Below are 11,962 nucleotides of genomic sequence, written 5' to 3'. Positions count from 1 at the left end.
ACAGGCTGATTGCACCCTCAATCCGCGCAGGGTCGGTTACTGGCTTGGCGAGCTGGTATTGCAACGTACCGTAACTCGTCCAGCCCGGAGCCTTATTTGCAATTACATATGTTTCTGGTCCGGTACCAACTGGCGGTGCGCTGCCGTCAAGAATAGACACCCACCCGGTATATGTTGAACCGTTATTAGTTGAAGCTCTCCAGCCATTGAGCAGTGCTTTCACAGCATTACCGCTAGGGTTAATGCTGTCAATCCATCCACTCACAGCGTTATCCACTGTCAAATAGATGTAATCGTTGATTAACCTTATCTGGTCTGCGCTGTCCCACACTGATGTATAAGGGATGGGTTTCCCGTCAAATCGCGCTGCTATATGTGTGTCATTTACTCCGCCAAAATTCCCATTCGCTACCCGAATCCGCTTGTAACCCGTGTAGGAGGTATCAAATGCCCAAGTATAAGATGCATCAAGCGGAATGCTTTTGACAAACCGTGTAACTGTTCGATCAAGGATACCCACCTGATCCCTTATACCATTCGGCAGGCTACGCAGCACCTCATCAATGATAATCCGCTGGTCTTCCCGCGGAACAAATGACGGCGGAAGCTTTTCCAATCCGCCAAGGACGATCATCATATCCGAAAACCTACGAGTGCTGGCAGCAATATTCCTGATATAAAAGCGTACAGCATTATTGTTGCCACTATTGAAAGTCTTTGGTGTAGTTCCGTATCCAACAATGGAGGAAGGAGTGTTTGAATCAGTGTAAATAGCAAAATCTGTTCCACCCTCCAAATTAACAGACACAGCATATTGCTGATTTGGAATTACTGGGACTACTATAAAAGCATTGGCATGTGCTGCCGTCGTGGTCAACTCAATTAAGTTTGTGCCTAAAGCAATAACAGTTGATGATGATGCTTGTGTTATGACATTTGTGGCAGGGGGAACAAGGTTACGCCCCGGATGCTCGATCAGCGCTCCCCGGACGGATTGCATACCGTCGATGTAGTTTCCGTACCTCATTTCCAACTCGTTTTTACTAAGCAGCGGAATTTCAGACACTTCTGACGAGCCGATATCGATGACAAAAACGCCATCAATGGTGAACTCATCAGTTTCTGCTGATCCTGCATCCTGCATCATTAAGGTAATGTTAATCTTCGGTGTGTTCGCAGGAAGTAAAACATTATAAAACACAAAATCTTCTGCCGCCGATACTGCGAGGTTAGCAAATGTTGTATCAGCAGTGTGCGACCCATTTCCTACCCTGAAACGAGTCGAATTCCCTTTAGCTTTGATCCATGCTGTAACTAAATACCTTTTGCTTGAATCAAGATTAAGATTCTTATATATCCGGGGGTTAGATGATGTGGAAAAAATAAGCTTCTGTGCCCAATCACCAAATTTTCCTTTTGTCCTGGACGGTATTCCTGGCCCTCCACTTCCAAACGTTGATATCCAGCCATCCGCAACACCATCGTTATTGCTGTCTTTTTCGAAGTTTCCTTCCGGCTCCCAGTTAACCAACGTCCGCCCATATACCGTACCGTCGAACAGACTGGGTTGGTCCGTCTCTATCTTGTTCACACCCCGGACAAGCTGCGCTTGGAGTGTGGCAGATTCTTTGGCTCCCTCCTCCAGCGCTACAAGTCGGCCGACATGAGCCTTGGTCATCAACCCACCCTCAGTAGCCGTAGCTCCCGGGATAGGATCAGATCCGGACTCTGTATGGCTGCTGCCGTGCTTGCCTGGTGTACTGGTCCCGGTGGCTGTCAGGGTAAGCTCCTTTGTCGCTGGGTTGGTCGTGACTGAGATCCCGACCCCGCCTTTGATCGTCATTGTGTCACTCTTGGCTGTGGCATTGATGTCGTTGACCTTGGCAAAGGCGTTTTGGTTTGGCTCTGCGCCGACTGTCATCCCGTCAAGCTTGGTCTTATCTGACCCTGTCATGAATCCTGCTTGGGATGCAGTAGCAGCAGAATGAGCAGCCCCGCCAGACCCGATATGTCCGGTCAGACCAGACTGCACCGCATCGACTTCCTGCTTTCGGGCCACATCGTCGGCAGCAACAGGAGCCCCAGCTTTAAACCGGCTGCCACCGTCCCGCTGAACCAGTGTATTCGCCGTTGCCGCCGATGTAGCTCCGTCGGACTTGGCTTTGTCTGGTGCTGTCATGAATCCCGCTGTAGTCGCCGTTGCAGCAGCATGCGCTGCGCCCCCGCTGCCTGCATGGTTATTAAGATTGGTCTGTACCGCATCGACCTCTTGCTTACGAGCGATGTCATCTGCTGCTGCCGGAGCTGCTACCTTCGCCCGCCCGCTTCCATCCCGCTGCATGATTCGGTTAGACGTAGCGGCAGATGTGGACCCGTGCGCCGATGTCGCCGCCACATGGGTATCCAGGGCTTGCTTGTTACCGCCAGTATCGGACATGACGGTATCCATCTCTGCCTGTACACGGTCGAAGCCGGTATTGATCTGCTGGAAGTCATCACTTATTTTCCTGCTTGGAGTCAGGTTTCCGTACCGGTTCGGCAATACTTTCATCTCCTTTCAGTTGTTGTAAGCGCCGTTCGACGGCCTCCATGACGCCAAGAAGGATCGCTTCCTCATGTTGGCGTTGCGCCGCTGCCACGGCCTGTATGACTGCGCATATCTCTGGCACAGGGTTGCTGAGGTCAAGATCTGCTTTGAGTACATGCTGTATATGAGCCATTGTTTACCTCCTTAGAATGCGTGTTCGCAAGGAAAAACCTCCCATTGTGTCGAAATTAGGTTGTTACACCTATTTCGTATAAGGGAGGTTTTTAAAATTCGAAATAACCATTTCTCATTATTAGATAAAGAGACAATTAAGCGACTATCTATGATCTCAGAACAAGTGGAACGAGCCAAGAAAATATTTAATCCTTCAATTCATGACCCTTTTCGAACGTTTAACATGAATTTACAAAATTCACAAAATGCAATTGCACGAATATATAATAAAGATCTTCAGGAGACTATTTCTCAACTAAAAAGATTTAATCAAACAAATTCAGAAGCTATGAAACAGATGCAAAAACTAGCTTCTTTTCAATTAGCGCCTGAATATCAAAGCTTTTTAAACCTACTTTCATCGAATCCAGCAATTCTTAATACACCATTAGCTAAGCCAGATGAAGCTTTAAGGAAAATAGAAACAGTTGTATCTGATTTGGGAGCTCTGAATCCTTCAGAAGAACTATCTGATCTTGCTTCTGTAGAACCTGATACTTCAGGAGAAGAAAAGAAAGTTTTAGATTGGAAATGGTACGTAGCTACGATATTGGCTATCATCACGATGTACCAAAACTATCTATTGATTACAAAAGACGATACGCCGTCTACTGTTGTAAACCAAAAAATTGAAGTGAACATAACCCAAGTCATTAATTACTTCATTGAAAATGTTCAGGATGATAATACCGAATGAATTCAATGCTTTTAATAAAATAGCGAAACGCTCTGCTTGATCATAGAGTGTTTCGCTTACTTGATTTACTATAGATGTTGGAAATGATTAGCAGCATAAAGATTAAAGCATCAATGCTGTACCAATTAAGAATTCAGTGTGGCTAATTTCTTTTCTAGCTCAGTAAGCAGGGATTTCTTCGTTTCAATATCTTTTTGAATATCCGCTTTCTCAGCATCAGATTTATTGAACGAAGGAAGTAGTTGCAACTCAAGCTTATGGATGTCAATTTTCAGGAAGTCTATTTCACCTTGCAGTTTTTTCTCATCAGCTTGTTGAGAAGCTGAATTTCCTTGATTCACAGGATTTGTCTCCTCCTTTACTGGAGATTGCAGATAAACTTTCTGATCCCGGTATTCAACCTTGAATCCAGCAGCCTCATAAGCCTTCCTAAGCGGCGCAAGGCTTGTGCCGTTAATAACTGGAGCTGTGTCAAATGGCTTACCATCCAGATAAACCTCGGTCTCACTCGTTACTTTCTTGCCTATCAAACTCAAGCTATCTGCAGCAGCGCTCACTGAAACCATCAGTGCAGCACCTACCAGCATACCACCAATAAACAACTTTGTTCCTTTCATTACAACACTTCCCTTCATGGCATTAATTACCGGAATTATACCATGAATTAGTTACGTACTGCAGCAATTGCTGCGTAAATGCTATCCAATTCTTGTTGCAATGACCTGCCGTTAGAAAGACCGTAAAACCTACTCCAAGCCGGTACTCTGATATCAAACCCTCCACCCGGAGATAAGTTGATTTCTCGGCCAGGACTAATAGTAGCACTCCCTTGAAATACACTAATTAGCAAACCTGTGCCAGATACATGTTGAATATAAGTCCCTACGTTCCCGTCACTTTTAAAATACAGCGCAGGCACGCCGCTTTCATTTGGACTGATAACAAGTGCATTACTTGAACTAGATTCGGCCTCAAGTAATCTTCCGCTTGAATTTAATCGAATCCTGGGATAAGACTCTCCCGTCTGTATGAGCGGCCCCGTTATTACCCCGCCATAAATAGCAGCCCCTGAAATGATAGTACCATTAATAGACCCGCCATTGATTGTATTACCAGTTATTACGCTAGCAGAAATGTTTGTACCTTCGATTGTGCCCCCAATGATTTTCCCGGCTCGTATTGTGCCGCTGAATACCCCATCTGCGGCTTCCAGCGTGCCGCTAAACTTGAATCGTCGGCTTGGAATGTCAAACCACAGGGCATCCTGACCATCAGCACGGAACCGCAATTCATCGGCGTTGAGTGTCATGTCTGCCAAACCGTCACTTCGATCTACAACAATCCCGCGTTCCTTCGAGTGTGTGACACCATAGTAGGGCTTACCAAACCTCACAGAGTTTTGAGCCAGCCGGTTAACCTGACCCGTAAGCGTGCCTTCTACAACAAATTCACTCTGCTGCTCGGATATGCTTGGAGCCTCCACCTGCATGCTGAAGCCACCCTTATACCGCAACTCCTGATGCAAGATAAGCGTTTCATGAGTCGATAGGCCGTCCCACGGGAAATGAGCATCCTGCCAGCTGATAGAAGCGTTTTCCCACGGTACGCTTGAAAAGACCTCAAGCTGCAGCCGGTCGCCTTGGTCCAACTGCGGAAATCCCCGCGGCGTTATGGAAACAGGCTGATAACTGTATCCATCGATGGCTGCCAGGATGTTATCTGTAATCTGCTGTGTAGCATATGGGCATATGACAAACATCGTCTGGCTGTCTGGCCCGGTACCAGCCTCGTAGGTCAGTTTGTCTTCTTCATCATACGTGACCACAACACGGCTATAGGACTTGACCGGGTTCGTCTGCTTGATCCGGATGTAATCAGATGGCGACATCTCAAATACCGGCTTTTCGGTAGCCTTAATAGACCGCCACTTCAATGTGCCGGCCTTATCCATATAAGCGCAAGCTGCATGAGCGCTGCAAATGTGCATCAACACCTGCCGCATACTGTACCCTGTAGGAGCTACGGGAATTCGATAGGATGCGTTGATCTGGACGCTGCTGTCATATGTGTAGTCAAGACGGCCGCATATCTCGTCCCACACGGCCTTCATGGTCGCCGGATATGTCAGGCTGGAGACATACGGCACATCCCCGAATATCAGCTTGTCATAACAGGTATACGTCCATAGGTCGCCTACCCGTTCGCGGCGATCCACAAAAAATTCCCCAAGCGGTAACCACTCTGACACACCGCCCTGCCATGGTACTTCAGCGTCCTGCCAAGCAAACCCCGCTTCTTGCCATGCTGGATTAATGTACAGCCCCAAATACGGAACAATCCGGGCGTTCGGTGGAAACTGCTCGATCATACGAAACTTGATGGTCAGTTTGTTTGGAATGACGGTCCCCAGCTCCAGTTCGTTGCTGAGACTCAAGCTATTCTCAATCGTGAAGTCAACCATGACGCTGCGGTCATATACAATGCCGTCAACCTCGCACCTTGCTACAAACTCACGATCCCGGTCCCGTAAGTAGGTAGCATATAAATTGGATATCGGATACATTACTGTTCCGTCAGGTTAAATTTGAGACCTGACCACATGATGTTATTGCCTTTGCCAACAGCATAGGCAGCCGTGCGGTCACCGGTATATACCGTTCTTGTCTCATATCCACCTGTTTGCGGGTCCGGGTAAGTGAACTTTACAAACGGATCTCTCAGCGCCGTAAGTACAGCAGAAATTTCTGGCCAGCTCAGCACACCGAAAGTCATTTCAATCTTGCGTTTGACAGCAACACGGTCCCTATGCATCGCACCATCAGCCGTCCGGCCGGAGGCGTCACCATCGTCCAGGTCCATAACCCCAACCGAGAATTCTGAGGGATGAACAGCGATGTCCACCCCGTTTATTTTGAGCATATAACCACCTCGCTAAAAAATAGTTCCCATCGTCCGGCCAGCTCGCCGGGAAACATCATCGCTTGCCCGCGTCGTCGCCTGGGCTAGCTGCGTGCCGTTAGCCTCCAGTACAACAGGACGGTTGGCTGTCTGCTGCAGCGTCTGCCGGATGTCCTGTAAGGCAGATATCATTTCTTTCAGCAGATCAGCCTGCATGCCGCTATTGATCATGCCTTCCAATTTGGACAGAGGCGACACGACTTCCGGATCCACTGAAGCTCCTTTGTTATCTCCTACCATGGCAAGCGTTGGTCCGTAGGCCAGGCCACCTTTAGCGAGCTTAGGTATTTTCGGAATGGTAATTCCAAACTTGGAACCGCCACCTGCCCATTCCGGTACCCAGTCTGGCACGTCGATGCTAATACTGTTAAGCCCATCGATAAGCGCATTTACTCCATCAATGATTAAATTCAGCGGAACCTTTACCAGCCCCCATAAGGATTCAAATACGCCAGCGAAAATATCCCTGACGCCGTTCCAAGCTTTTTTCCAATCCCCGGTAAACACACCAGATATAAAATCGATCAGTCCGCCCAGTGTAGTCAATAACCCGCTGATCATAGTACCAATGCCGGATATCACCGTTTTCACGATGTTCAAAATGACATTAAACCCTCTGGTAAAGCCAGGCGCAAGCTGATCAACAACATAGTTAATCAATGGGCTAATAAACTTGTTATAGATATCGAGAGCAGCACCTACCAGCTTCATGACCACTTCACCGATCTTTGTAATAATGCCGCTCAGAACATCGTCCCATATTTCCTGAAGCGTAGCCAAGAACGGCTCTATAATCGGCTTTAATACATCGTCCCATAGCTTTTGAAACAGATTCCTGATGCCCGTCATCGTCTCAGACAACTTGTCGAGGATGTCCGCTCCATACTTATCCCACAGATCCTTAACGGTCTTGAGTGTGTCCAACACAATTTTTTTAATCAGATTAAATACAGGCTCGACTACTGTTTTATAGGCATCATTGATCAGGCCGACAGCCCAATTAAATGTTGTCGCAGCCTCACGAAATGCCCAGGTCAATGTATCGGCAAAAATCGGAACAAGTGTCTGCGTAACCGCCGCGGCAATAGGGATAATGAAATCATTGAGCGCGTAATCAACGAATGGCTTGATCGTCCCGTTCAACAAAGACTGAATTGATGAACCAACCTTTGGTATGACGTCCAAGAATGTATCCCTAAACTTGACCAGCGCAGGGAACAAAGTACCTTCCCACAGATCATTAATGTGGCTTACAGCATTTGTGGCCGTATCTGCAAAAGTTTGAATCGCCCATACAAGTGTGTCGGTAAAAAGCGGCACAAACGTTTCAGTCATTGCTGCTGATAGTGGGATTGAAAAGTCGTTCGCCATGAAATCTACAAACGGGTTAAGCGTACCTGTCAGAAGGCTCTGTACAGCCCTAGCAATTGCCGGCATGGCCGTTACAAATGCAACCTTGACTTTATCCAGGTTTGGCAGCCAGACGGACGTCCACAAGTGCCCTGCCTCTTTGGTGATGTTGGCAAAGGTTCGGTCAAAATGATCAAAAGCCCATACAAGTTCACCAGCAATCACCGGGACAAAAGACTGCAAAAATCCCATCGTGATTGATGGGATGAAATCCGTCAAAACATAGCTGGCTATGGGCACCAATACATTATTTTTAAGATCGATGAAGGTTTTACCTATTGATTTAATAGATGCCTTAATAGGCTCCATCGATTTAATTAGAGGGTCGAATACGCCAGATCCTGCACCTTGTAAACCACTCCAGAATTCTGTGAATCTCGTCTTGAGATCATCAATTAAATTCTGAACCTGCTGCTTGATTGGATCGACTTCTATTTTCGGCGTTCCCAGGTCGATACCATCAAGTCCAGCAAATCCCGCTCCTAAACCTGCAGCACCGTCGCCAGCTTTGTCCAAGGCTCCAGCTGCCGACTTGGCCAAGACGTTCAGCTCGTCAAATCCCGCCAAGCGGAAGTCCTTGCCGGCCTTCTTGGCTTTCTTGCCCGCCTTTTTGGCTTCGTCGCCCACGTTGCCTATTGCAGCACCTGCATCCTCAGCTGCGTCTGCTGTATCAACCAGCGGAGGCACTGCGCCAGCTCCACCCGCGTTGACTGCATCACCGAAGACAAGCTCAGTAAATGCCTTGAAGTATGCAGCCGCAATCTGCAGCTTTGCAATAATCCAGTTAAGCCCCTTAACGATAGGTGCCAGGATGTTGATAAACCCGGCGCCCATAGTGCCTTTGAAGATATTCCATTGTTCCGACATGATCCGTATCTGGTTCGCCCAGCTGTCACCGTTTCGAGCAAAATCGCCCTGTGCATCGGCTGTTACTTTCAGCAAATATCCATACCGAAGCATGGTCTGTTCCTGCTGGGTCATTTTAAGCCAGGACTTAGTAATGCCTTGGCTCATGGCATAGGCTTCCATATTGACCACGGACATGTTGACACCAAGCTGCTTCAGCGGTTCTGTTTCCCCGACCATACCGCTGAAGACCTTATAAAACGCATCGTCGTTACTGATATTGTAGAAGGACGCCATGTCAGCAGCCAGCTCTGTCAGATTGACAGACATCTGCTTCATGCTCTCTCCGGCCACACCGGATGACTTGAGCATGGCGCCCATAGTGGATGCGTATTTTTTACCCGCCAGCTCGGACAGACCGAAATCATTAATCAGATTTTGGGACCAGTTATTAATCTGATTGGTCATGCTCCCAAATGTGACGTTGACTACGTTCTGAACCTCAGCTAAGTCAGAAGCAAGGTTAATCGCCTCTTTCCCGAAAGCGACTATCCCACCAACAGCAAATGCGCCGGCAATAACACCACCAAGCGTTTTGAAAGCTCCACCGACAAGGGAATTGGCCGTCCCTGCTATGCCGTTAAGTTGTTGTTGAAACAGCCCGTAATTTAGGCCTAGGTCTAAATCTACACGCCCTGCGCTCGACATCTACCCACCCCCAAACATACGGGCCATAGCAGCCTCCAGGTTCTTCATGGCCTGTTCCAATTTCTCCGGATCCTCCAGTTGCTTCTCGGCACGACGATTGCGCCAGGCGTTATATATGCGGCGCTGATCAGCATTAAAAGCCTTAATCGTCTTGGGATCCTGCTCTGAACGAATGGATACCACACTACCCAGCGGCGTATCCGGCATTAGGCCAGCAACCAATGTGCAAAACTCATCCCAAAGCATGTCTCCATGTTGCCGGATCCGGATTCCATATTGCTTGGCCAGACTGGACTCAATCAGCGGCCAGTCCTCTTGCAAGTCATACCAGTTGTCAGGACTGCTTTGCCCCTCGAAATCGGGCAGCTGCTTCCTCATAGGTAATGCCAGCCTGCGCCGCCAGAATTCCAGTAGATAGCACCTTAATGTTGTTAATATTCATTTTACCTACCCCAATTTCCACATACGCCTCTTCTCCAAGCGCACCCTTGAGAGCATCCAGCGTCCCACGAAGTCCAGCGTTGGCCGCCTCTTGAAAAGCCAGTACCGATTCAAGCCCATTATTAATTGGATATTTCTTTTTATCGATTTCGATGGTAGGTTGCTCTGTAGAAAATTTTCCTGAAAGTTTAATATTAGTAGACATGAATTCATCCTCCTTATGTTGTTGGAGCTGCAGTGAATGATGGCTTACCGTCGCTTTGCAATTCAAACTCCAACCCGTCAATATTGGTTGAGTCTCCACCTGCTGGCGTTGTCAGATTGATTACACAATTCATAGTCAGTTTTGCGCCGGACGGCATGGTCCATTCAAATTTCGTTTCTACATCCTGACCGGTCCCAAGCAGCAGCCCGGCAATGTAATCATTACCTGGATCGCCGTAGTTCCGTTTGCCGCTGAAGCTAAACGTTAGCCCCTTACCAGTAACCGCTCTACGGACCCACCCTTCCTGATCCATCGCATACCATTCTTCTGTGTTCCCATCGATAGATGGCGCAAAGTTCTCCAGATCCTTGATTGTGACCATTTGCTGTGCTGTAGATGTTCGGCCCTTAATGCCGATTTTAAAAACGTTATTGTGAACAGGAAATACACCTGTTGGCATGCTTATCCCCTACCTTTCGTAATAAATAATAGTCTCGATGACGTACTCATAGATTCCTTCGTCATCTGTCCCCACATCGATGGGAAACGGCGTCCGCATCTCGAAAGCAATTACACGCCTGCCGCCGATCTCGACCCCGGAACGACCAAATAGCGCAGCGTAGACCTCATCGGCCTTGCGCTCCGCTGTATCTGCATTTTTTGTCCAATGTACCAGGATGGATATTGCCTTGACTGCGTAACTGGTATTGTCCAGCCCCCCAATCGCAATATGCGGGCGACCGGCATTAAGGTTATATACCCCGATGCATTGAGGCTTGCTTCCGTCAATCTTGCCAATGTACCAGTTTGGGCTCTCGATCTGCGCCTTCATCCATTCGCGAATCTCGGATAGCATCATTTGATGAATCCACCTCCGAACTTCTTGATGAATTTTTCAAACATGCGACGAATGAAGCCTTTCTGTTCCTGCTGCCACGCCTCAAGCCATTTGCCCTGAGCATTGGCATTCTTATCCCGCCTGAAGTTGTATTCTGGATGCCAGTACAATCGGCGGGCATAAGGCGTATCGTAAACAATCTTCACTTGGCCACGCTTTAACCCTGTCTTATCGACCCAGGCGCTGCGCTCCAGATCGCCCGTTTGCTTTGGCACGACCTGAGCATTGGCAATTTCGGTCAGGATGCTTTCTGCCTTCCCGTTAACCGTTTCCTCCAGTGCGCGCAGCGGAGCCTGGCTGAGATTGCGCATAGCTGATCTGAACATTGTTGTCTTAATCTTGGCCATCACATCAGCTCCAGCTCCGTCGAAAATATGCTGCCGTCAGGGTTTCGTGGCCGCTCTGTCCGGAAGATTGTTCGTTCGACCCCAGCAACGCGGACAAGCCCTTCGATCTGTTGGCCCGGGGCAATGTCTCCTTCAATGACTACCCGACCCGATAATCGGATCAGGCGGCGCTCCTTATCAAGAACCTGCTTTGATTTCTCATCGTAGTTGCATGGACCGGAATACAGCTGCGTCTCAACCGGTTCGCCGTCCTCTGACAACTTTGTCTGCAGCACCTGCACTTTTGCATTATTGATCCATCGAGGGTAAGGGAGTTTGCCACGCATCAGCATAACCCCCTATTGGACAACCCAGTAGCCCGGAGCAGACCCAGAACGGCATCTGTGGTCCTTACTCCTCCAGCACCCTCCACGGCCTTGAAAGACACGCTCACGCTGCCAGCGGAATAGCCAGCAAGCGGCGCATCCAGGTAATCGCCGTATTGATAAGCATAGTCAGCCTGCTGGCAGACAGCCTTTATTACATTCAACCGCTGGAAGGCCGTCAGCGAGTTAAGTCCTCGCGCAACAATACGGTTATAGGTCATGCTGTCCACCTGATCTGATGCACGCTGTAGCTCTTTGTCCAGTTGGTCTGCAGGAATGTTGCCATTGCCATATCTGGCGTAATCATCTGCTATGGCGTAGGCCAT

The 11,962-nt window shown here is 48.4% G+C and carries 14 protein-coding genes; 1 reads left to right on the top strand and 13 read right to left on the bottom strand.

From position 1 onward, the window contains the following. Together H583_RS32715 and H583_RS0112040 are read right to left on the bottom strand one after the other, a co-directional pair. The coding region (locus H583_RS32715; protein ID WP_036709367.1) for a hypothetical protein at nt 1-2,542 on the bottom strand (2,542 nt) is incomplete at its 3' end. Then, on the bottom strand, nt 2,496-2,720 hold the full coding sequence (locus H583_RS0112040) for a hypothetical protein (RefSeq protein ID WP_028560687.1): 225 nt from the start codon (nt 2,718-2,720) through the stop codon (nt 2,496-2,498). The genes H583_RS0112040 and H583_RS32715, both read right to left, overlap by 47 nt. 150 nt (nt 2,721-2,870) lie before the next feature. Between H583_RS0112040 and H583_RS0112035 the strand changes: the two genes are divergently transcribed. Then, the gene (locus H583_RS0112035) at nt 2,871-3,458 is read left to right on the top strand and encodes a hypothetical protein (RefSeq protein WP_028560686.1); all 588 of its coding nucleotides are present in this window, start codon (nt 2,871-2,873) and stop codon (nt 3,456-3,458) included. Between the two features lie 125 nt (nt 3,459-3,583). Here H583_RS0112035 and H583_RS0112030 read toward each other — a convergent pair whose 3' ends face one another. Genes H583_RS0112030 through H583_RS0111980 form a run of 11 tightly spaced genes read right to left on the bottom strand, consistent with a single transcriptional unit; the run spans nt 3,584 to nt 11,962 of the window. Continuing rightward, nucleotides 3,584-4,075 (bottom strand): hypothetical protein, encoded by a 492-nt coding sequence (locus H583_RS0112030; RefSeq protein WP_028560685.1) that lies wholly within the window; start codon nt 4,073-4,075, stop codon nt 3,584-3,586. Nucleotides 4,076-4,122: 47 nt separating this feature from the next. Next, nucleotides 4,123-6,021 (bottom strand): bactofilin family protein, encoded by a 1,899-nt coding sequence (locus H583_RS32710; RefSeq protein WP_051236360.1) that lies wholly within the window; start codon nt 6,019-6,021, stop codon nt 4,123-4,125. Further along, the gene (locus H583_RS0112020) at nt 6,021-6,377 is read right to left on the bottom strand and encodes a DUF6711 family protein (RefSeq protein WP_028560684.1); all 357 of its coding nucleotides are present in this window, start codon (nt 6,375-6,377) and stop codon (nt 6,021-6,023) included. Before H583_RS0112020 ends, H583_RS32710 begins: the two co-directional genes overlap by 1 nt. Nucleotides 6,378-6,389: 12 nt before the next feature. Beyond that, the gene (locus H583_RS0112015) at nt 6,390-9,380 is read right to left on the bottom strand and encodes a phage tail protein (protein WP_028560683.1); all 2,991 of its coding nucleotides are present in this window, start codon (nt 9,378-9,380) and stop codon (nt 6,390-6,392) included. Next, on the bottom strand, nt 9,381-9,758 hold the full coding sequence (locus H583_RS0112010) for a Gp15 family bacteriophage protein (RefSeq protein WP_051236358.1): 378 nt from the start codon (nt 9,756-9,758) through the stop codon (nt 9,381-9,383). Then, a complete protein-coding gene (locus H583_RS0112005; protein WP_028560681.1) occupies nt 9,715-10,026 on the bottom strand; it encodes a hypothetical protein in 312 nt (103 codons plus the stop codon). The genes H583_RS0112010 and H583_RS0112005 overlap by 44 nt, the downstream gene beginning before the upstream one ends. A 13-nt stretch (nt 10,027-10,039) precedes the next feature. Beyond that, complete coding sequence (locus H583_RS0112000) at nt 10,040-10,486, bottom strand: phage tail tube protein (RefSeq protein ID WP_081667163.1); 447 nt, start codon at nt 10,484-10,486, stop codon at nt 10,040-10,042. Between the two features lie 9 nt (nt 10,487-10,495). Then, nucleotides 10,496-10,885, bottom strand: a complete 390-nt coding sequence (locus tag H583_RS0111995) for a minor capsid protein (protein WP_028560679.1) — start codon at nt 10,883-10,885, stop codon at nt 10,496-10,498. Continuing rightward, nucleotides 10,882-11,271, bottom strand: a complete 390-nt coding sequence (locus H583_RS0111990; RefSeq protein ID WP_051236356.1) for a hypothetical protein — start codon at nt 11,269-11,271, stop codon at nt 10,882-10,884. The genes H583_RS0111995 and H583_RS0111990 overlap by 4 nt, the downstream gene beginning before the upstream one ends. Next, complete coding sequence (locus H583_RS0111985) at nt 11,271-11,597, bottom strand: hypothetical protein (RefSeq protein ID WP_028560677.1); 327 nt, start codon at nt 11,595-11,597, stop codon at nt 11,271-11,273. The genes H583_RS0111990 and H583_RS0111985 overlap by 1 nt, the downstream gene beginning before the upstream one ends. Then, nucleotides 11,597-11,962, bottom strand: a complete 366-nt coding sequence (locus tag H583_RS0111980; RefSeq protein WP_028560676.1) for a head-tail connector protein — start codon at nt 11,960-11,962, stop codon at nt 11,597-11,599. Before H583_RS0111980 ends, H583_RS0111985 begins: the two co-directional genes overlap by 1 nt.

This window comes from Paenibacillus pinihumi DSM 23905 = JCM 16419 (genome assembly GCF_000422505.1).
Classification (GTDB): domain Bacteria; phylum Bacillota; class Bacilli; order Paenibacillales; family Paenibacillaceae; genus Paenibacillus_D; species Paenibacillus_D pinihumi.
The sequence above is the reverse complement of the archived record's forward strand: the minus strand, read 5'-3'. Positions and strand labels throughout refer to the sequence as shown.